Source organism: Hyphomicrobium sp. CS1BSMeth3 (assembly GCF_900117415.1).
In the GTDB taxonomy this organism is placed as follows: domain Bacteria; phylum Pseudomonadota; class Alphaproteobacteria; order Rhizobiales; family Hyphomicrobiaceae.
Genome location: NZ_FPEI01000005.1, coordinates 175,267 through 196,903, shown reverse-complemented (window position 1 = coordinate 196,903; position 21,637 = coordinate 175,267). Strand labels below are relative to the sequence as shown.

Annotated in this window: 16 protein-coding genes; 5 read left to right on the top strand and 11 right to left on the bottom strand. The window is 61.4% G+C overall.

The annotated features are described in order from the left end of the window. Positions 1-74: 74 nt before the first annotated feature. Entirely contained in the window at positions 75-3,506 is a 3,432-nt protein-coding gene (locus tag CS1BSM3_RS10055; protein ID WP_072386919.1) for a TM0106 family RecB-like putative nuclease, read from the top strand. A gap of 314 nt (positions 3,507-3,820) precedes the next feature. Here CS1BSM3_RS10055 and CS1BSM3_RS28225 read toward each other — a convergent pair whose 3' ends face one another. From CS1BSM3_RS28225 to CS1BSM3_RS10020, 8 genes are all read right to left on the bottom strand, one after another. After that, positions 3,821-3,991, bottom strand: coding sequence for a hypothetical protein (locus CS1BSM3_RS28225; protein ID WP_174263669.1), 171 nt, complete (start codon positions 3,989-3,991; stop codon positions 3,821-3,823). 293 nt (positions 3,992-4,284) lie between these two features. After that, positions 4,285-5,538, bottom strand: a complete 1,254-nt coding sequence (locus CS1BSM3_RS10050) for a Wadjet anti-phage system protein JetD domain-containing protein (RefSeq protein ID WP_072386918.1) — start codon at positions 5,536-5,538, stop codon at positions 4,285-4,287. A 7-nt stretch (positions 5,539-5,545) separates the two neighbouring features. Beyond that, positions 5,546-8,881, bottom strand: coding sequence for an ATP-binding protein (locus tag CS1BSM3_RS10045; RefSeq protein ID WP_210188766.1), 3,336 nt, complete (start codon positions 8,879-8,881; stop codon positions 5,546-5,548). 104 nt (positions 8,882-8,985) lie between these two features. Then, on the bottom strand, positions 8,986-9,600 hold the full coding sequence (locus tag CS1BSM3_RS10040) for a DUF4194 domain-containing protein (RefSeq protein ID WP_072386917.1): 615 nt from the start codon (positions 9,598-9,600) through the stop codon (positions 8,986-8,988). Further along, on the bottom strand, positions 9,597-11,069 hold the full coding sequence (locus tag CS1BSM3_RS10035) for a DUF3375 domain-containing protein (protein WP_072386916.1): 1,473 nt from the start codon (positions 11,067-11,069) through the stop codon (positions 9,597-9,599). The genes CS1BSM3_RS10040 and CS1BSM3_RS10035 overlap by 4 nt, the downstream gene beginning before the upstream one ends. 546 nt (positions 11,070-11,615) lie before the next feature. Next, positions 11,616-12,365: a class I SAM-dependent methyltransferase gene (locus CS1BSM3_RS10030; protein WP_072386915.1), complete on the bottom strand. Its 750-nt coding sequence runs from the start codon at positions 12,363-12,365 to the stop codon at positions 11,616-11,618. A gap of 103 nt (positions 12,366-12,468) precedes the next feature. Next, positions 12,469-12,909, bottom strand: coding sequence for a tetratricopeptide repeat protein (locus CS1BSM3_RS10025; protein WP_072386914.1), 441 nt, complete (start codon positions 12,907-12,909; stop codon positions 12,469-12,471). Between the two features lie 595 nt (positions 12,910-13,504). Then, positions 13,505-14,218: a HoxN/HupN/NixA family nickel/cobalt transporter gene (locus tag CS1BSM3_RS10020; RefSeq protein WP_072386913.1), complete on the bottom strand. Its 714-nt coding sequence runs from the start codon at positions 14,216-14,218 to the stop codon at positions 13,505-13,507. Positions 14,219-14,286: 68 nt separating this feature from the next. Here CS1BSM3_RS10020 and CS1BSM3_RS10015 point away from each other — a divergent pair, with 68 nt between their 5' ends. Next, positions 14,287-15,342, top strand: a complete 1,056-nt coding sequence (locus CS1BSM3_RS10015; protein WP_072386912.1) for a DMT family transporter — start codon at positions 14,287-14,289, stop codon at positions 15,340-15,342. A gap of 760 nt (positions 15,343-16,102) precedes the next feature. Here CS1BSM3_RS10015 and CS1BSM3_RS10010 read toward each other — a convergent pair. Both CS1BSM3_RS10010 and CS1BSM3_RS10005 read right to left on the bottom strand, forming a co-directional pair. Further along, positions 16,103-16,531: a DUF305 domain-containing protein gene (locus CS1BSM3_RS10010; RefSeq protein WP_244540513.1), complete on the bottom strand. Its 429-nt coding sequence runs from the start codon at positions 16,529-16,531 to the stop codon at positions 16,103-16,105. Positions 16,532-16,828: 297 nt separating this feature from the next. Then, positions 16,829-17,026 carry a heavy-metal-associated domain-containing protein gene (locus CS1BSM3_RS10005; protein WP_072386910.1) on the bottom strand — a complete coding sequence of 66 codons (198 nt, stop codon included), beginning with the start codon at positions 17,024-17,026 and terminating at the stop codon, positions 16,829-16,831. A gap of 166 nt (positions 17,027-17,192) precedes the next feature. On the opposite strand from CS1BSM3_RS10005, the gene CS1BSM3_RS10000 reads away from it, so the two are divergent. From CS1BSM3_RS10000 to CS1BSM3_RS28790, 3 genes are read left to right on the top strand one after another with little or no spacing between them, the layout of a single operon-like run. After that, positions 17,193-19,745, top strand: a complete 2,553-nt coding sequence (locus CS1BSM3_RS10000; RefSeq protein ID WP_072388041.1) for a heavy metal translocating P-type ATPase — start codon at positions 17,193-17,195, stop codon at positions 19,743-19,745. After that, positions 19,742-20,182 carry a Cu(I)-responsive transcriptional regulator gene (cueR, locus tag CS1BSM3_RS09995; RefSeq protein WP_072386909.1) on the top strand — a complete coding sequence of 147 codons (441 nt, stop codon included), beginning with the start codon at positions 19,742-19,744 and terminating at the stop codon, positions 20,180-20,182. Before CS1BSM3_RS10000 ends, cueR begins: the two co-directional genes overlap by 4 nt. Further along, the gene (locus tag CS1BSM3_RS28790) at positions 20,166-20,300 is read left to right on the top strand and encodes a hypothetical protein (RefSeq protein WP_280174735.1); all 135 of its coding nucleotides are present in this window, start codon (positions 20,166-20,168) and stop codon (positions 20,298-20,300) included. The genes cueR and CS1BSM3_RS28790 overlap by 17 nt, the downstream gene beginning before the upstream one ends. A gap of 31 nt (positions 20,301-20,331) precedes the next feature. Here the strand turns inward: CS1BSM3_RS28790 and CS1BSM3_RS09990 are convergent, their stop codons facing one another. Beyond that, on the bottom strand, positions 20,332-21,612 hold the full coding sequence (locus CS1BSM3_RS09990) for an MgtC/SapB family protein (protein WP_072386908.1): 1,281 nt from the start codon (positions 21,610-21,612) through the stop codon (positions 20,332-20,334). Between the last annotated feature and the right edge of the window lie 25 nt (positions 21,613-21,637).

The window sequence follows — 21,637 nt, the reverse complement described above, 5'->3', positions numbered from 1 at the left end:
CTTACACGAACCACGTTTAGCAACTGCACTAACGATTAGGCGCAAAAATCGGCCCTTCGCGAAGGGATGCAGCCATGCGGGTTTTCGAAGATGGATTCGTCCTGAGCGCGACCGATCTGGTCGGCTATCTCAACTGCCGGCATTTGCCGGACCTCGATCGGGCCGTGGCGGAAGGCGCGCGTCCAAAGCCCAAATCCTGGAATCCGCTGCTGGAAGTGTTGTGGGAGCGTGGTGCAATTCATGAGCAGAACTACGTCGAGCACCTGAAGGCGAGTGAACTCGATGTGATCCGCATCGAGGGCGTCGATGTAGGCCCTGAGGCCATCGCGGCGACTATCGAGGCCATGCAGCACGGCGTGTCGGTGATCGTGCAGGGGGCGCTGGCGAATGGCAAGTGGAGCGGCCGCGCCGATATACTGAGGCGCGTCGTGGGACAAAGTCGGTTTGGCGATTGGTCCTATGAGCCGATTGATACCAAGCTGGCGCGCGAGACCAAGGCCGGCGCTATCCTGCAGCTCTGTGTCTATGCTGATCTGCTGACGCAGGCGCAGGGCAGCACACCGGAATACGTGCATGTCGTCGCTCCCTGGACCGACTTCAAGCCGTTCCACTACCGCTACACGGACTACGCCGCCTACTTTCGGCGTGTGCAGCGAGGGCTCGAGGCCTCCCTGCGGGAGCAGTCGTCCGTCGTAAACTATCCAGATCCAAAGGAACATTGCGATATCTGTCGGTGGTGGGAGACGTGTGACAAGCGGCGCCGAGATGACGATCACCTCTGTCTCGTGGCCGGCATCAGCAAGCTGCAGATCAACGAGCTGAAGGCGCGTGGTACCGATACGGCGGAAAAGCTGGCGTCAGTTCCACTTCCGTGGCCCTGGAAGCCAGACCGCGGCTCGGCCCAGGCCTATACACGCGTGCGCGAGCAGGCCCGCATCCAGGTGGAGGCGCGCAAGAGCGGTACGAGGGCGTTCGAGCTAATGGCTATCGAGCCGCGTTTTGGCTTGACGCGCCTGCCGGAGCCTTCAGCCGGCGACATCTTTCTTGATCTGGAAGGCGATCCCTTTGTCGGCGAGCATGGTCTTGAGTACCTTTTCGGCTACGTGACCGTGGAGGGAGGTCAGCTTCTTCACCATCATGACTGGGCGCTGACGCGCACCGACGAGAAGCAGGCGTTCGAGCGCCTCGTCGATTTCGTGATAAAGCGATGGCAGCGTCATCCCCATCTTCACGTCTATCACTACGCGCCGTACGAGCCTGGCGCGCTCAAACGGGTCATGGGCCGCTATGCCACGCGCGAGGAAGAGATCGACCGCATGTTGCGGGCTGGGCTGTTCGTGGACCTCTATCAGGTCGTGCGGCATGCGTTGCGGGCGAGCGTAGAGAGCTATTCTATCAAGCAGCTAGAATGCTTCTTCGGGTTCGAGAGGCAAACCCCGCTTGCGGATGCGAACGCTGCGCTCGCACGACTGCAAGCGCATCTAGAGCTTGGAGACGCGCCGGCCATCACCGAGGAGACGAAGGCGGTCGTGCTCGCCTACAACGGCGAGGACTGCCGATCGGCACTGGCGCTGCGAAACTGGCTCGAGGAGCTACGGGCCAAGCAGCTGGCCGCAGGCTCCGACATTCCTCGTCCCGCGCCAGGGGACGGTGCACCGAACGAGAAAATCACTGATTGGCTGCTCAAAGTCGAGAAGCTCGTAACCGCGCTCACAGCCGATATTCCGGCCGATAGCAGCGAGCAGAGCCAAGAGCAGAGCGGCAAATGGCTGCTGGCGCATATTCTCGATTGGCATCGGCGGGAGCAGAAGGCGGTGTGGTGGGAGTACTTCCGGCTCGGATCCCTCTCGCAGGATGATCTCTTCGATGAGAAGTCCGGGCTTTCCGGCCTAACCTTCATCGGCGCTGTTGGCGGAACCGCCAAAGCGCCGATCCACCGTTACGGTTTCTTGGCGCAAGAGAAGGATCTGCGCGGCGGAGAGCCACTACACCAAACAGGCGGCAACAAGTACGGCTCTGTCGAAGCCATCTCGTTCGAAGACCGCACTATCGACATCAAGAAGCGCCAGGACACTGCAGCCACGCACGCCGGTGCCGTGTATGCCCATGATGTGGTCGATACCAAGGTGATGGCCGAGTCCCTGGTGCGCATCGGCGAATACGTCGTGCAGCACGGGTTGACTGGGAGCGGGCCATACCAAGCGGCCCGCGATCTGCTCCTCAAGGCGGCGCCGCGTGTCGGCGGGGAAGCATTGAAGATGGACGGCGAGACGCCACTCGATGCGGCCTTGCGGCTATGTGCGCATCTCGATGGTGGCATTCTGCCGATCCAGGGACCGCCCGGTGCGGGCAAAACCTATGTTGGCGCCAACATGATTGTCGAGTGTGTGCGGCGCGGTCAGACCGTTGGCATCACCGCGAACAGTCACAAGGTCATTCGCAATCTCATCGATGAGACGATCAAGATCTCAGACGAGCGCAAGGTCGCGCTGCAATGTGCGCACAAGGCAGCCGAGTCTGAAGAACCGCAACACAAGCTCTCTTTCCCCAAGAAGAACGAGAACTTGCTGGGCGCATTGGGCGGAGCGGTGCAGGTGGGTGGCGCGACAGCGTGGGTTTGGTCAAGGCCGGATGCCGCCGATACCCTGGACGTGCTGTTCGTTGATGAGGCAGCGCAGATGTCGCTGGCCAATGTGCTAGCAGTGTCGCCGTGCGCGAAGACTGTTGTCCTGATCGGCGATCCTCAGCAACTCGATCAGCCCATGCAGGGCAGCCATCCGGAAGGAACGGATGTCTCGGCGCTCAATCATCTGCTCGGCGGATTGCAGACCATTCCGGAGGACAAAGGTCTGTTCCTGGCAGAGACCTGGCGGCTGCACCCGGACATCTGCGCATTCACATCCGAGCTATTCTATGAGGGCAAGCTCAGGTCGCGCGAGGAGCTCAAGAAGATGTGCGTCAAAGGCGGCGCACCGCTCACCGGTACCGGGCTTTTCTATCTACCGGTTGTTCATGCAGGGAACCAGAATTGCTCGCCTGAAGAGGCCGACGCCGTCAAGTTGCTGGTCGATCACGTGCTTGCGGATGCACCGACCTGGATCGACAAAGACGGGAAGGAACGGCCGCTAACGCTTGCCGACATCATCATCATTACGCCCTACAATGCGCAGGTGTTCGAGATCCAACAGCGGCTGCCCGGCGCTCATGTCGGCACGGTCGACAAGTTCCAGGGTCAGCAGGCCGCGATCGCAATCTACTCAACAGCCACATCGAGCCATACGGATGCACCACGCGGCATGGAGTTCCTGTACAGTCTCAACCGCTTCAACGTCGCGACGTCCCGGGCCAAGTGCGTCCCGGTATTGGTGAGCTCACCAGCGGTGTTCGAAGTGGAATGCAAGACTCCACGGCAGATCCAGCTGGCCAATGCCTTCTGCCGGTACCTCGAGATGGCAAAAATTATCGATCCAGAGGGCTTCAGCGCTTTGCCAGCAAGGGGTTCGTAGGCTGGAATGAGCAGCTGTGCATATTTGTTAACGCGTAGCTTAGCTATCTAGCCGTTGCGGCCAAATCTAGCGGAGGCATCTACGCAGCGTCGCTTGTCAGACTCAAGCCCCAAGATGGTTCGAACTCTATGACCGGATGCCGCTAGGACGACGATGACCCCGTTCTCTGCATGGGTTCGATGGCAGGCCGTCTCCGCGACGATCTAAAGCCTACCTTCGGTCGGACCGCACACGCACTTTGCAGTCGGTGCCAGGCACCACTGCCATTAAGCGATACAGCAGCGGGAATGTGCGAGAGCGAGTACAGCAAGCTCTCAACCTGTCGCCCCATAGTAACGGCGCAGTTCGGAACTCGAGAGATCGCCGGTGGCTGTCCGCTCCGCCTCCTCGACGATCCTCTGCAGCATCTCGCGTTGCGTTACTGCGTAACGCAACGCTAACCGCTCCAGCGCACGCTTGGTCGCGGTCGAGACGATCATGTTCAAGCGCGCACTGTCGAGCGTGTCAATCTCGTCGAGGTGTCTTCGCCGGTACGCGGCCTGTCGCTCTGCTCCGCTTGCCGCTCTCGCACGTCGCCTACCTTTGTTCGCCTTCGAACGCATATATCTACCCGTCACGTTACTGCGTAACGATAGTTACTCTCGGCCGAGTGCGCTAGCAAGGGTCCGACCGACGTTCCATAGCAGGGACCGATCAAGCAGCTGTGCATCGTCGGATGGGCTCGTTACGCAGTAACGATATGGCCTGCGTCGTTTAGAGAAATGCAATCGATCACGGATTATCGATACTGGCTGAGGGCAGAGCAGATTCGACCATATGGAATGCGCTCCTGCTCCAGTCGAACGCCAATCCCGAAGCGATTGAGCCGGATGTCGTCGTAAGTGGCACGCTCGCTGCTATCGAGGTGGCGTAGGTCGGCGTGATGCGACGCACTCTCGAACGTCCACAGCGCGCGATACGCCAACAAAGTCTCTCGATCCATCAGCAGCGATCGGGCCTGCGGAACGAGTGCGCGCAAGCGGTCGAGGATGGCAAAGCCGTGGGTGTCGATGTCGCCCCAATAGGTCACGCTCCGCGAGCCGAGCCATCGGGCCGCCGCAAGCCGCTCCACCCCGTAGCCTCCGCCGAAGATGACGAGGCTTTCCGGGACCTCGGGAAAGGCGAGCGCCGTCACCTCGTTCTCGACGATAAAGACGCGGCGCACGGCGATGTCTGAGCTCGCGAATTCAGATACTGGCACGGACACATCCGTAAGACCGGCAATCGCCAAATTGGGATCAATTAGGCGGAACCGGATGAGTGCAGGTTTAGCCGCCAGCCCATAGCGCAGCTCGAACTGATGAGCACCAGTGGCCGACCGCTCGATGGCATTGTTCGGCAGAACGATATCGAGTAGCTCGCCGAGAAGGGCTTTGCGTCCCTCGATGAACTTGGTGTCAACGCCGGGGACATCGATCTGCCGTACGTAAAGCCCAGCTCTCGGATGGGCGACGAACCAGGCGACCACATCGAGGATCCGTGCCCACTCTGCATCGTGCGCCAGGAGCGTCAGCGGCTTGCGCGCGATCCACCCAAAAAGCATCGGAAAACGGGCGAGCGTGGTTTTTGCGAGCTCCGCAAAGCGGTCGACGTCCACACGCCGTTCGACGATGGCCAGGGCGTCATCGAGCGACGGCAGGATCAGATGAGACGGCAATCGATTGCGGCCCAGTTCGCGGGTGTTGATGTCCTGCCACCGGATATCGAAGCCTGATCCAGTCGCGGTCCTCGACGCCACATCGAGTGATTTGATCCAGTCACGGACCGCCTCGAAGCTCGACCCGAGTTCGCTGGCCAGGGGAGCACGCAGTCGCAACCGGTAAGGAAAAACAACGGGTGGTGAAACACGTATCGAGGCATCGTCTGGAGGCGCGGAAGAGAATACGGCACTTGGCCCCGCAAGATCCTGCAGGATGCATCCCAACAGTAGTCCGCGGCTCCATAAGCGCTCAACCTCTGCGCGAATATCTGCCGGTGTGGTCCAGGTCGTCATAGCGCCGTCACGCTGAGGAGGCGTGTTTGGCAGACGCAGCCCTGCTCTTCTTCTCCTCGCGATACTCCTCGATCGTCATGTTACGCAGTAACGAGTGCTTGCCGTCCTCGTTGTGCACGAAACCGACCGCCGCCACATGCGGCTCGATGACATGGATTTTCTGTAGAGGCGTCGCAATTAGCAGCTGCAAGCCCATCTTCTGAAACAGAGTGAGGCCAAACTCGGCGGCCTCATCGGAACCCCGGCCAAACGCCTCGTCGATCATGACGAAATGGAACGCGCGTGACCGCTCGGCGCCCTTGTCGAGACCGAACTGGTAGGCAAGGCTCGCCGCCAGGATCGTGTAGGCAAGCTTCTCCTTCTGGCCGCCTGACTTGCCGCCTGAGTCGGAGTAGTGCTCCCGCTCACTGTTATCGCTACGCCAACGCTCAGATGCCGAAAACTCAAACCAGTTGCGAACGTCCGTGACCTTCCGGGTCCATCTTTGATCGAGCTCCGTCAGCGTGTCACGCCCGCGGAACCGCTCAATGACGCGCTTCACCTCCAGAAATTTTGCTTCGGCGTATGCGTTGTCCTCACTGCCCGTCAGAGTGTTCTCCGTGCACTTTCGCAAGTCCTGCTGGAACTCACGGATCTCCGCATCAAGGGTAGACGTCGGCTCGACGGAGATATAGGTGCCGTCGTGATAGTCAATGTCGCACAGCGAGGCGTTGATCGTCTCGATCCGGTCGCGGATTGTGCGCTCCTCCTCCCTCAGCTTGGACTGAAAGCCGGCGACCTCACGTATCGCATTCTCGTTGAGCAGCGCCTTGAACCGCGCCTCAAAATGAGGCAAGCCTTCCTCACGCAATGATGTCAGCATCCTGCGGTATTCGTCCGCAGCATCCACCGACGCATCGACGTCGCGCGTCTCTTCCTGATACCGATTGCCATAATCGCGCATGGTCCGCACCAGGCGCTCTCCAAGCGCACGTAAGCTCGCCTGCCGCGTATCGATGCGGTCCTGAAGCGCCTTGCGGACATCGCTTTCCCGGCTATTGCAGTTCTCTATGGTGAGCTTCTGCTGGCCAAGGACCTCGGCGCGCAACGGATCGAGCGTGGGACGAGCTTGCGCCAGCTGCTCGTCGGACACATTCGAAATGTCTGCCTCGGCCGCGGCGCGCCGTCGCTGCAGCTCGTCACGCCGCTCCGAGAGCCTGGCCTCCTCATTCGTCGCGGTTTCAAGCTTCGATCTGAGATCGCGACTTTCATCTGCGGCATCCTGCTGGCGGGCACGGAGCGCCTTAAGAATGTCCGATCCTTCGGTCAAGGCACGCCGATCCTCTTCGAGAGCGTCGATATCGAGCGCGACCGAAGTCCAGTCGATATCGGAGAAGCTCTCGTAGGCGCTGAGCTTCTCAAATTGCCCGCTCTGATCCGTCAGCGCCCTGATCCTGATCAACACGCCCGCGACCTCGTCCGCAAGGGCTTGGATCGCTGATTGCATGACGTTTACCTTGGCTTCGAGCGCCGCGATTTTCGCCGTGTTCGACCATCCGAGGACATAACGCGTGCGATCATCAATGCGATGACGATCATCTTTCTCGTGCCGGTACCCGCCCGTCTTGATTTGCCCACTGCGTGTGACGGCCGTCGGCTCCCGGCGAAACTCCTCGATGCTGTTGCAGCAGATGTGGTTGAAGCGGCGGTCGATCTCGCGCTGCAGCCAAAGATAGAGCGGCGTATCATCCTTGAGCCGCAGCTTCTCTGACAGTGCCTTGGGATCTCGCCGTGCTCGTTGAGCCGGCACATCCTCCAGGACACGAAAGTATACGAGCCGCGCGGCGATGTGCGTGCGGTCCACCCAGGCGGCGACCGTATCGTAGAGCCGCTCCGGAACCAGCAACGTCATGGCGAAGCTGTGCAGCAATCGCTCGGCGGTACCCTCCCAGTCGGCCGCCTCCTTGCGCACCTCGATCAGCTCACCGGCGAAAGGCATGGTGTCCGTCGCGACGCCGACCTCCTGGCACAGCCGTTCGCGCAGCGCGATCATCGGCGCCGGCAAATTGGAGCGCCGTTGCTTGAGTGAAGCGATCTCGGCGATGTGCTTGTCGTGAAGCTCGCGCTCGCTCTTCAGTGCCATGCCTTGCTCGACACGGCGGTTTTGCAGCTCGCTCTCCTCCTCCCGTATGGCCAGAAGCTGCCTGCGGGCATCTGCGAGACTATCGGCGAACTGTTCCGGCGACTTTGGAACGACGATGCCGCACGTTGCAGCAAGCTCACCGTACGCGTTTGCGCGACGCCTGCGGTCATCGCGGGTGACCATCTTCTGCCTGATCTCAAGCTCGATCTGGCCGAGGCGTTCCCCACCATTGGCATTGATGTCGCGTTCCAATGCTAGCCGCGCCTGCTCGTTCTCGCCTTCCTTGACGCGAAGGCCCGCAATGCGCTGCGCCAGACGCGCCAGATCACTATCGAGCGATGCAACGCGCTCGTCGATCAGGGCGCACAAATCCGCCGCCATATAGGCCTTCAGCGCGTGCCGGGCGTCGGTCATCCGTGCAACGTGCTGCGCGATCTCGGCATGCCGATCGCAATCGGCGACGATGGGCGTGAGCTGCTCGATCTGATCACGCGCCTTCACGACCTCGCCGTGCGCGCGCGTCAAATCATCGAAATGGCGAATCATATCCTTGATGCGGACTTCGACCGGAAACGGCTCCAGCATGTGACTGCGCACGAAGCCGGTAAGGTCGCCGACCGTCTTCATCGAGACGGTCTGCAGGAACAGATCGATCGCCTGCTCTCCAGCAATGCCGAAGCGACGGCGAAAGTCGGCGCCATAGGATGGGTAGCTCTCGTAGACTTCGGTGCCCGGCTGTTTCCGCAAACGCTTCCTGAGCGCGCCGATATCCCGGCCGAACCCGCTGAAGTGCTCCTGAATCGAAAGCGCACCCTCTGCGACCACATAGAAGCGCGCCGGCTGTCCGTGCTGCTCCCTGAACCAGAACACTTGGGCAAGGGTCGTCGTCTCATCGAAGCCCGCGTTGTGAAACCGCCCGAGAATAACGGCATAGGTCGAGCCGGTCGTGCGCAATGAGACCGGCTTGGCGCCGCCAGTCACGGCGCGCTCGCTCTTATATGTGCCGAGCACATACGAGCGCAGATCACGCTCGTCGCGATCAGCCTGACCAGCCTTGTTGTAGTTGATCCGGTGTGCCGGTACGAGCAACGTCGTGATCGCATCAACCAGCGTCGATTTGCCGGCGCCATTCTGGCCGGTGAGGAGCCCGTTGCCGCCCATGAGATCGAGCCGCCATACGTGCTTATGGAAAGTGCCCCAATTTAAGACCTCGATGGACATCAAACGCACTCCCGGATGCGCCAACGGCTGTTGCTGCCGTGCCGTCTCCCCGCTCGGGCCGATGTCGGCCGGCGGTTCGGGCGCCAACAAGTCATCCAGCTCGTTCATGCGTCCTCCGCCATTTCCTGCTTCGATCTGGCGTGAGCGGCGTAGGCGACCAGCCTCTGGTCAAACTCGCTCAGCCATTGGGCATTGACGAAAGCCGCCAGCACACGGCGAATCTCGAACGTGTCCCCGCCGCGTTTGATCGCACGCAAAAAACCGAGCTCGACGATCCTGTCGATATCCCGATCGAGCTTGTCGGCCTGTTTCGCCTCATTGCTCGTCTGTCGCGAGAAATGGCGAACGAGATCGTGGATCTCATCGCGCGTCAGAACGAGCTGGGTGTCGCCGTTGCTGGCGTCCGTCTCCGCGAGGCGACGGCGCAGGAGTGCCAGCAGCAGGCTCACCGAGTAGCTGAGCTGCCGGCGTGGCACGAGACGCGGAAGGGGATCCTCGCCCTCAACCTCGGGGCGCTGCCGAAGATACCCAAAGCCCTCGGCCTCATCGAGCACGAGCTCTAGCCCGATGACGGCAACATGGTCGCGGATCCTCGAGGTGGATTGCATTAGGGCCTGCCACACGGCTGGCGACGCCTCACGCTCGACCACGCCTCTCATCAGTGCAATCAGCACGATCGGCAACGCATCCCGCGCGCCCTTTGCGTCGCTATCGCTCATCCGCGCACCTCATGCTCGTCGGATCTGACCTCGCCGGCTCTTACGAATATGACACGCGGCATGGTCGCGCGCCGCGCCGTTCCTTCGTCGTCGACCCAGTCGATGTGGGTCTTCGATTGGTCGTCGATGATGCTGTTGGGATCCTCCGAAGCGATCGACAGGTAGGCGACAAGCTCGGACAGTCCAAGCTCCAGCGGATGCTCGGCAACTATGTCCGAGAGCGAGACCTGGTCACGCCGCTGCAGCGAGCGCCAGATCTGCGCCTGAAGCCGGCTCTTGTCGACATGGACCAGATCGAAAAGAGCGTCCGCCGAGATGTCAGCATCTGCGGCCGGAATACTGTCATCAAGATCCGGCTTGAGCGGCGGCGAAAACAGAGGCCGGTCCATTGGCAATACAATCTCCGGAGCCACGTCGTCGATCTCCATGAAATCTCCGGCTGGAGGGCAATCGCTGATCTCAACCGCGCGGGCCTCGATATCGCGTAAAAGCCGGATGATGCGGCGGTTCTCGAGCCAAGTCTTGTCATCAAGGTAGCGGCGCAGCTCACTGGAGAGCTTGGCAACTGTCCGCTGTGTGGCTTCCGCCGCTGTCAGCCAGTCGAAATGCACCCGCTTGATGCGCCGGTCTGGCTTCAAAACCCTGACCGGATCGAGCGCCAACATGCGCTCAAGAAGCTGCGTAAGCTCATCCTGCCGGTCTGTCGACATCAGCAGATCGTAGAATGCCCGGAAGCTGCGCCCCTGATCACTGTCCGCAATGGCGTCCCGGTCCCCGAGAATGCGCTCGAGAAGCTCGCCCTTGCTTCCCTCCCAGGCCGAGATCTTGATGCGAGCATCTCGATCGAGGGTGCGGAAGTTGTGCTCTACGGCACGGAAGTCGGACAGCAGACTCTGAGCTGTCTCGACGATCAGATGGAAACGATCGCGAACGGACGCATCGTCCAGCACCGGCACATGGCCGGCCGCCAGACGAGCGATTTCGGCGTCGATCTCTGCTCGTCGGCGCCGCAAGCCTGCCGTGCGGGCCTCGCGATCCGGCTCGGTGTCAGTGATCAGGTCGCGCAAGAGATCAAAAACGGTTCGCAGACGGGACTCGGTGCTGATGAATGTGCGCGTGCCTAGGCTTGACAACCACGTCAGTGCGGCTTCCGCAGCCGGCGTGATATCGAATTGCGCTTCGTCACTGCCGGCGACGTAGCGCTTGCGCAACCACCCTTGCTTGTCGGAAGCCCACTCATCGAGATAGGCACGTGCGTCACGCGGAAAGCGATCCTCGCCAAGCTCGCGGCGCAGTCTAAAAAGATCATCCTCGAGATGACGTACTAGGTCAGACTCCAGCATTTGCCGGACATTCGGCTTCAAGAACACGCGATGGAGAAAACTCGCGACGAGCGGAGCGAGGTCCGCACGGAGCAGCCGCCAAGCGGGATGACCGGATCGAAGGGTCTCAAGCGTCAGAAAGTCCATGAAGCGGCCTCTCAAATAGGCGGCCGATAACGGAATGAGCGTCCAAGAACATATGATGAACAATCATTGCAGGCAACAACGCTTGCTCGCGAGGATTAGCCATCACCGAAAGGGCTACTCCTGAGAATAGCGCAGCTGCGTCCCCGCTGGGCCGGGCGCTCTGCCTCAACCTGGCATTGACACCGGTCGCGGGCCTATAGAGACAAGGAATTGCTGATGTCGCAGAGATGAATGCCCTGTCGCGCTGCTTCACCATCGATCGGCCTTGAAGTCTGGTGACGTGCTGACGGTCAGAACGCCGGAAGACTGCCGCTGAGTAAGCCGCGCCACACCGATAGCGATACGATCGAAGGCGTTGCAGATGACGCTATGTGTTTTGCGAGATCAACGTGAGTTCGGTTTATCCTTTTTCCGGCTGGGCCATGGAAACCTCTGGTCTCCGCAATCCTCGCGTCCATTAGAACCGGACACAGGAAGTGGGCGCCGAGAGAACGCCATAGCAGCAATCTCGATGTTGACTCCGACCACGCCCACCTCCCCGCATAGTCACACAATCGCCTCCTCCTCGCGACGAAGTTCGTGTGTGCGATCAGCTGCAGATGCGACATAGACTACGTACTGGCTCCACGGCTGCCACTTTGGTCCGCCAACCTTCATCTTGCGAAGAAGCGGAGAGCTCTTCAATACGTCCTCGTACTGCGGATACACGTAGACGAGGAAGGCCTCCCGGGGTGTCGATCTCAGCGACGCTTCAAGATTGGCGATAACTTCCCTCAGGATCTCGCGCCCGAACGGATCGAAGAGAAAAAGGACGAGTGGTTCGTCCCCGTACGAATATTCAAGTGCATCCATGCACCTTAGGTCGAATGCGGTGCACCTCTGAGACGCCGGTCTGAAGCGCTCAACATTCTGCTCAGCTGTGCGGTGGAGCTGCTCTGAAAGCTCGATGCCGACGACCTTCTTGAAAGGAAATTCCGACGCGATCAGTACTGCTCGGCCCTTGCCCGATCCCATGTCGACGAACGTGAACTTGCCCGGCTGCAGCGCAAGGGAATTGAGAATCTCGTAGATCACGGATGCCGTCGTCGGGACGTAAAAGTGTACCGAAGTCTTTTGATTGCGCTCAAAGGTCGGCGCCGACGTATCGGTGCCGAAGCGGGCATCGAAGGCCTCCCAGCGCTCTTCAACATAGGATCGTGCATACTCGAATAAATAAAACAGTCGACCGAGCACGGGGCCGTTGAGATCGAGTGGGCCTTGGAACACTTTGGTCAGGAGTGGATGAAGAGTTGGCATTGTTGGCCTTTCAGCTACGCGTACTGTGAAGTGTGAGCTCTGAGCGCGGGCGGATGTCGGCACGCGAGGAAGGGTGTGCCGCGCCGTCGCCGGGGTGTGTTGATTAGGGGGGATTAAGGCGTTGGAGCGCCTGTCGCGATGGCGCCAGGCGCGGATCTGTCTTCAGCGCGTGCTCAAAGTCGGCTGTTGCTTCCGCGCGACTGTCCTGCTGCTCGAGCTCGACGCCGCGGCTGTGATAGGCAAAGGCGAAGTCCGACCCTAGGCGAATGGCTTCTGTATAGTCGTCCATGGCGCGCTGGCGGGTGCCAAGCCGTTCGCGCGCGATCCCACGGTTAAAGTAGAAGCTTGGTTCCGGTGAGAGCGCGATTGCAGCGTTGAAGTTGAGCAGCGCCCATAACGGCTCGTTTGCTACAATCCAGACCGATCCGCGGTTCGATCCGGCGAGGGCTGCCGAAGCAGGCGTCAGAGTTAGCAATAGTGTCAGGGCAGGTGCGCGCAGGGCGCGCTCCGATGGCCCGAGAACGGGCCTCGCGATAGGAGACATGGCCGTAGACCTGCTCAGAGTGGCGGAAAAAACGTGAATTGGCGCTTACGCGCCTGTTCACGCCGCTCTGGGAGGTCGATCGGAAGCCAAACGTCGATCCAATACGAGAGAATCCGGACTTGGCAGTGCCCAAGTGGCTCGCGAAGCCGGGACATTAAACGCAGGGGTAGAGGTCAGTCCGAGCGCAATAATCGGTCCATGCTCGTGGAGTTTGCCCTGATCTCCGCTTGCGTCTGCATTTGACGCACCGTCGCCATTCATATCGGCGGCTGGACGTGCACCTCCATTGTGATCATGATGGTGGTAGCTGCTGTCGTGAAGATGGTGGAGACCGCCATCCTCCACCGCATGGCTATGCACGATCCCGGAAAATGAGCCTGCGATGGCATTGCCAGCCATGAGCGCGACCAAAAGGATTGCGATCACCGGCCGCAGCGTGGTGAGAAATTGCCAACCCTTGTATCGTGGCGCAGCGAGCAAACTCTTTGCCTCCATCTGCGTGTAAATGGCAGAGCCCGTGGCCATCGTCAAATCATGCGGATGAGGGGGTGGGCTCCCAAAAGCGTCCAAGACAAGACGGGATGCTGCTGATATTTCAAGCTAAAGCGTTGATCAATGTGTAAAATCCGATGAAGACGATGGCCGCTCCGGCAAGCCCCTGAAGCACGCGCGCCCACCGTTCGAGGCCGTGAACGCGCTTAGCTACAGCCGCGCCGGCCAACCGCCTCGATGCGATCGCAGTTACGGCAACGAGGCCGATTGTGGTTGCGATACCAAGCGTAAGCGAGATGAGAACCAGCACCACCATCACCGGAGTTCCCTGGATCCAGGCAAACCCAAGAACGGAAATGGTTAGCGGGCACGGGAGGAGGCCAATGCCAAGGGTGATGGCGCCGGTGTGGTGATGGTGATGCTCGTGACTATGTCGGAGGCTCTGCCACAGCATAATCAGCCCAGCAAATACGATCAGGCCATAGCCGAAGATTGTGAACCACGGCGAACTGCGTCCCGACAGCGACACGCGCTGCCCGATGACAAACGTCAGCGCCAGAAAAGCAAGGAAGCCGGACACGACATGGAGCAAGGAAGCCGATAAGGCGACGCGCAAGCCGGTCGCAAGGCTGCCCTCGCGGCCGAGAAAATATGCAACCAACGCCGCCTTCCCATGGCCTGGCGTGAGCGCGTGAAGTGCTCCAAGAGCAAATGCTAAGCCCAAGCCGCCAACGCCGCCTGCACGCACTTCGTTGGCTAAGCCGCGCATGATACCGCCCTGTGCTTGGGCTAGCAGAACAATGAGCCAGTCCGGCATATGTGCGTTTCGATTGCCTCCATCCTATGCGGCTGGTCGATGCCGCAAAGAGTGGTTAGCCTTACCCTATGAACCATCATGCTGTCGTCCTTGCTCTGATCTCGGCTGCCCTCTTCGGCGTGTCGACACCTGCTGCGAAGCTGCTTCTCGGAACGATCGATCCTGCCGTTCTCGCCGGGTTGCTTTACTGCGGCGCCGGTATCGGCGTCGGTCTGTTGCGGCACGTCACCCGTTATGCGTTCCCTAATGCCGGTCTTGCGGAAGCGCCATTGCAGAGACACGACTTACCGTGGCTTGCCGGAGCGATCGCAGCTGGCGGTGTAGCCGGGCCAGTGCTCCTGATGGCAGGGCTTTCACGAACAGACGCGTCGACCGCCTCACTTCTCTTGACCCTCGAAGGGGTTGCGACGGCGCTGCTGGCTTGGTTTGTGTTTCGCGAGAGCTTCGATCGGCGCATCGCCGTTGGCATGGCGTTCCTTGTCAGCGGAGCCATCGTCCTGGCGTGGTCGGGTGGGCCCTCGGCTTCCAGCCTGCTCGGGCCGCTTCTCATCGTGGGAGCATGTCTGGCGTGGGGTATCGACAATAACCTCACGCGAAAAGTGTCGCTCGCCGATCCGCTACAGATTGTCCAAATCAAGGGGCTCGTGGCCGGCCCGGTCAACCTGCTACTCGGACTGGCGATCGGCAGCAGCCTCCCCACACTCAGTGCCTCGGTCGTCGCCGGCATCGTCGGCTTCATCGGGTACGGCATCAGCTTGGCGCTGTTCGTCCGAGCTCTAAGATATCTGGGAACGGCGCGCACAGGCGCATACTTCTCGACCGCACCATTTCTCGGCGCAGTCGTCTCGGTCATCGTTCTAAGTGAGCCGCTGACGATTCAATTCGCGGCTGCGGGGGCGCTTATGGCCATAGGAGTTTGGCTGCATGTCACGGAGATGCACGAGCATGAGCACGTGCATGAGCCGTTGGAGCACGAGCACCTGCATGTTCACGACGAACACCATCGGCACGAGCATTCTGTCGACGATCCGCCGGGCGAGCCGCACTCACACCGCCACCGGCACAAGCGGCTGAGCCATACTCATCCGCACGTTCCCGACATGCATCATACTCATGGGCATTGATGGATGGTGTCGATAGTCGGCCATTATCCGCGACGATCTAAGCGCTATTTTCGTTTGGGCCGCACACGCACATTGAGGTCCGTGCCAGGTACCACTGCCATTAAGTGACGCGGCAGCGGGGATGCGCGAGAGTGAGTACAGCAAGCCCTCAACGTGTCGCCCCATAGTAACGGCGCAGCTCGGAACTTGAGAGATCGCAGGTGGCTGTCCGCTCCGCCTCCTCGACTGTTCTCTGCAACATCTCTCGTTGCGTTACTGCGTAACGCGTCGCCAACCTCTCGAGCGCACGCTTTGCTGCGGTCGAGACAATCATGTTCAAGCGCGCACTGTCGATCTCGCCGAGGTGTCTCCGCCGGTACGCGGCCTGTCGCTCTGCCCCGCTTGCCGCTCCGGGCGAGCCTCATACACACTGGGACCGGCATGAGCGGTTGAAGCACAAACATCCGCACGTGCCCGACATGCACCACACGCGCGGCCACTAGCTTGCGAGTTATCGCTCACGTGCCGTTAAACCTCTGTACCTGGGCAAACCTCTGTACCCGGGTTCGGTCGGCACGGCGATCAATGCTCGGCAACCGGATGTAACCGAACCTAGCAGCGTCACGCCCCGTTAAAAGTTTCTCGCCGGCAATTTCTTAACTGCAGGGAATGCAGATCCGCACTGAGCACGACACGAGCAGGCGACGATTCGAGCTGACCTTGTACGGTAGCTGTCTGACCGACAGGAACATCTTGACGGACCCGGAGAACCGGCCGCTCGCTAGCGGAGGCGTGCAGCGATCGTGTTCATCTGCTCGATCTCACGCCGCTGCCCCTGCGAGATTTCCTGACAGAGTTTGACCAACTCTGGATCCCGAAGTTTGGCTTCACGGCACATCAAGATCGCACCCGAATGGTGCGGTATCATAGATTGGATGAACTGGCGGTCATCGATCAGCGCTTGACTCCGAGTCGCCCAGAGCGAGCCGAGGGTGAGTAAGGCGAAGACAAAGTAGAGGGCCATATTCGTGCGGGTATCACGATACATTCCGGCCATTGTCGCCATCATCAAGATGCCCATCGGTGCCCACATGGTGAGTGCCATGTAGAGCATGTTCAGGTTATTACGATAGTCGCCCCAGTCATCGATCATCGTGTACATTACGAGGTACATGACCATCAGGCTAAGCAGCATGTTCAAGCCGAGCATCGCATATGCGTACCCGCGGGAATGGCTCTGTTGTTGATGACTATGAGATGCTTCCTTCATTGAGCCACTACCTCTTGGTCGAGTTCTACTAGGTTCTGCCGGCGCAAGAGAAGAAACGCGCAGCAGCAACAAACGTTTCGTGCAAGCGGCCGCCTCGCGCCGTCGCGGAACCGGCTGATGATCATCAGGTTCCGAGAAAGTCTCTCTCTCCCGGAGCCAGAGCTACCGCCCACAGATAGATGGCAGACAGAGGAATGGCGCAGGCCAACTATCACTTGGCCTGCGCCATTCGCGAACTCAGGCAGCGGCCGCCGCAGTGTAGCCGGCGCGCTGCAACGCCGCTTCGAAGTCGGCGCGCGGGCGCTGAGAGGCCACGTCTACCTTCCGGGCCTTTGTATCGATGGTCACCTTTGCCTGGGCGTCCACGCTCTGGATCGCCTTGGTGACGCTTCGGGCGCAGCCGCCGCAGGTCATGTTCTTGATGTGGAACTGCATGAGGATCTCCTCTTGTCTCTCATGTCTCTCATGCCCATCCAGATGGCGGTTTCCAGCGTGGGAAGGTCAAGAGGTAGTGAGATCTTTTTTTTTGGCCTTGACCTTCCCACGGCTGGAAGCCCCACCTTTCGCTTCAGATGAACATCAGTTGCGAAAGAACATCGCCATGAACGCGCCGATCAGAAACAGCTCCGACGCCCGAAACGCGGTCATCCTGCCTGTCGCAGGTATGAACTGCGCGTCCTGCGTGGGACGCGTGGAAAAGGCGCTGAAATCGGTGCCAGGTGTCAAAAGCGCCAGCGTCAACCTCGCGACGGAGCAGGCGGAGGTGACGGGCTTCGGCCCGATCGCCTATGGGGACTTGGTCGCCGCTGTCAAGGATGCCGGCTACACCGTTCCGGCGACCCGGACGGAGCTGGCCATCGAAGGCATGACCTGCGCATCCTGCGTTGCGCGGGTCGAGCGCGCGCTTGCATCTACTCCCGGCGTCGTTGCGGCACGGGTGAACCTTGCCACCGAGCGCGCGACCGTCGAGGGATCGATTGACGCGGCTCTGCTCATCAAGGCCGTTGAGAATGCCGGCTACGACGCGCGAGTGGTGAGCGCCGGGGCGCCCGATGCGGCGACGGCCGCTCACAAGGAGGCGGAGACCGCCGGCTTGAAGCGCGATCTCGCCGTCGCAGCGCTGCTCAGCGCGCCCATTGTCGTACTGGAGATGGGCTCGCACCTCGTTCCGGTGATCCACGATCTGATCATGCGGACCGTCGGCATGCAGGCGAGCTGGTACATCCAATTCGCACTGACCACGCTAGTTCTGTTCGTCCCCGGACGTCGGTTCTACACGAAGGGCCTGCCGGCGCTGCTGCGCCTGGCCCCCGATATGAGCTCGCTCGTCGCCGTCGGCACGCTTGCGGCCTATCTTTATTCGCTCGTCGCTACCTTTGCGCCGCAGCTCCTGCCGCCCGGCACCGTCAACGTCTATTACGAAGCCGCCGCAGTGATCGTGACCTTGATCCTGCTCGGTCGCTTTCTTGAGGTACGCGCCAAGGGTCGGACGTCCGCGGCAATCAAGCGCCTAGTCGGCTTGCAGCCGAGGATCGCGCATGTCCGGCGCGGCGACAGCGTTCTCGACCTCGACATTGGCGAGGTGGTGGCGGGTGACGTCGTCGAAGTCCGGCCCGGCGAGCGCGTGCCGATCGACGGCGAAGTGCTGCAGGGCGAGAGCTACATCGATGAATCGATGATCACCGGCGAACCGATCCCGGTGGCCAAGGAAGCAGGACGCGCCGTCGTTGGCGGAACCGTCAACCAGAAAGGCGCGCTGAGCGTTCGGGCGACCGCCATCGGCAACGCGACCGTGCTCGCGCAGATCATCCGCATGGTCGAAGAGGCGCAAAGCTCGAAGCTGCCCATCCAGGCTTTGGTGGACCGGGTGACGATGTGGTTCGTGCCGGCGGTCATGGCCGTGGCGGCGGCGACATTCGCGATCTGGCTCATCTTCGGGCCGGATCCCGCGCTCAACTTCGCCGTCGTCAACGCGGTCGCCGTGCTCATCATCGCTTGCCCCTGCGCCATGGGGCTCGCCACACCGACCTCGATCATGGTCGGCACCGGCCGCGGCGCCGAGATGGGCGTGCTCTTCCGTAAGGGCGAAGCGTTACAATTGCTGAAGGACGCCCGGGTAGTCGCGATCGACAAGACCGGAACGGTGACGGAGGGCCGCCCCGTTCTCACCGATCTCGACGTCGCCGAGGGATTCGATCGCGGCAACGCGTTGGCGCTCGTCGCCGCTGTGGAGGCGAAGTCCGAGCATCCGATCGCGCGGGCGATCGTGGACGCGGCAACGAATGAGGAGCTTCGCCTGCCGGAGGTCAGCAGGTTTGAGTCGATCACCGGCTTTGGCGTCTCGGCGGAGGCGGGTGGCACGCCTGTCGAGATCGGCGCCGACCGCTATATGCGATCGCTGGGCCTCGATGTCGCATCGTTTGCGGCGACCGCCAGCCGGCTCGCCGACGAGGGCAAGTCACCGCTCTATGCCGCGATCGGTGGCAAACTGGCCGCGATCATCGCGGTTGCCGATCCCATCAAAGCCTCGAGCCCCGATGCGATCGCAGCCTTGCATGGTCTCGGGCTGAAGGTCGCGATGATCACCGGCGACAATGCTCGCACCGCCGGCGCCATCGCCCGCCAGCTCGGCATCGACGAGGTCGTCGCGGAAGTGCCGCCGGAAGGCAAGGTCGAAGCGGTCCGTCGCCTCAAGCAAGCCTATGGTCGGTTGGCCTTCGTTGGCGATGGCATCAATGATGCGCCGGCGCTGGCGGAGGCGGATGTCGGCCTCGCGGTCGGCACCGGCACCGATATCGCGATCGAGGCGGCCGACGTGGTGTTGATGTCCGGCAGCATCAAGGGCGTCGCGGACGCCTTCGCGCTATCTAAAGCCACCATAGACAATATCCGCCAGAATCTGTTCTGGGCGTTCGCCTATAATGTCCTGCTCATTCCGATCGCGGCCGGTGTGCTCTATCCGGTGGCCGGCATCCTACTGTCGCCGGTGCTCGCCGCGGGCGCGATGGCACTTTCGAGCGTCTTTGTGTTAGGCAACGCATTGCGACTCCGGCGCTTTCGGCCACGGACCGCTACTGGTGCGCATGTGTCGGCGACTGCTGATGCAGTACGAGCGCCACTCTCATCTGTGAGCTTCGAAAGGAGCGCGGCGTGAACATCGGCGACGCGGCGCGCGCTTCAGGCGTGAGCGCCAAGATGATCCGGTACTATGAGCAGAGTGGCCTGATCCCCAAGGCGGGCAGGACGGCGGGGGGCTATCGCGACTATTCGGCGAATGATGTCCACATGCTTCGTTTCGTGCGACGCGCGCGCGATCTCGGCTTCTCGATAGTAGAGATCGAGGAGCTGCTGCAGCTCTGGCGAGACCGCAGTCGACAGAGCGCCGATGTAAAGCGAATCGCGCTCGCACGCATCGCCGACCTGCGCCGCCGGATCCATGCGATGGAGGGAATGGCGGCGACGCTGCAGCATCTGGCTTCGAGCTGCTCGGGAGACCATCGGCCCGACTGCCCAATACTCGCGGATCTTGAGCAAGGGGAGGTCGCGAAGCCGCGACGCACGCGCGGCGCCATCGATGAAGCGCCACAGTGAGCTGCAGACCAACGCTTTTGTCAGATCGCACAATGTCTACAACGCCGACGGCGCAGTTATGTCCGTCTATCTGCTGGCGCTGATGTGGCGCAAGAAGACCCTCCGCGCCCTGACGTGATCACGCGGGAGCGTTCAGTGCCGCTAGAGCATCAGCCGAGGATCAGTGTCGCTCCTGGCCAAGTGAAGTGAGGCAGCGCAAAAAAGGCCGCAAATCCGGCAGCGCCCGCTACGACGGAGGCCCCCAAGAGCGGAAGCCAAAAGCGGATGGGCCCAGTGGCGGCGGCAACGACAAGGCGCCCTGCGGCGTTAGTCGCGAGCGCGATCAAGACGGCATGGCCCACCGCCTCCGTATCGGCTGACGATCCGAGAAGCCGCAGGGCGCTCAGAACCGCAACGTCGATATCGAAGATGCCGGAGACCGCCGAGGTCACTACCATCCCTGCCGATTGGCCCGAGGCGGCCGCCGCGCTGATGGTCGAGACTGTGGCGAACAGCATCGCGAAGATCAGCAGCGCCCCGAGCTCAAAAGGATTTCGAAGGGAGCTGTCACCGTCGCCAGCCAAGCGACCGCGCGTGAGGTAAAGGCCGCCACAAACCGCCAAGCCGGCGACTGCAGACAGAATGGCAAGGCCCACGACTCCCAGAACCGAGGGTGCGACAATGGCGACAATGCCGGTGACGCGTAGCACGGAGACGGCGGCAGCGAGCGTAGCGGCTCCTGCAAGGGGCCATGGATTGCCGCCTGCGGCTGCCGTGCGCGCCAGCGCAAGGGTGACAGCGGTGGACGAGACGACTGCGCCCGCCAATCCGCCGAGCAGGGCGCCACGCGTAGTGCCGAGGACACGTACGGCGATGTAGCCGAGAAACGAGATCGCGGCGGTAAGAACTGCGAAGATCCAGACCTGCCGCGGGTTGAAGCCGCCCCAGGGATCAATCGCCTGCGACGGAAGGAGCGGAAGGACGATCGCCGTCATCACCGCGAGCACCAGCGAGGCACGCAGCTCCAACCAGGAGATACGTCTCAGCAGCCCGTGAAGAAGATCGCGGCTGGCGAGAAGGACCGCGAGCGCCGTGCCGCTTGCGGCGGCGGCGCGCTGATCGCCGACAACCGCCAGCGCGCCGAGCACAAAGACACCTATCCCGGCGACGACGCCAGTCACACTAAAGTCTGCATCGTGGATGGCTTCGCGACTCTTGTACCAGGCGAACACCGCAGTGAAGGCGAGGAGGCCTGCGATCAGCAGCGAGGGCGCCTCGAGGCTGCGAGCGAGCGCGGCGAACAGGCCACCCAGCAGTCCCGTGATAGCGTAAGTGCGAATGCCGGCTGTCCGTGCGCCGTCCGGTGCGTCACGCTCGCGCCAGCCTCGCTCCAGGCCAACCAGCAACCCAATGGCAAGCGCCAGGCCGAGTTTGGCGATCAACGATTCCATCGCCAATCTCCCGATGGCCGCCGGC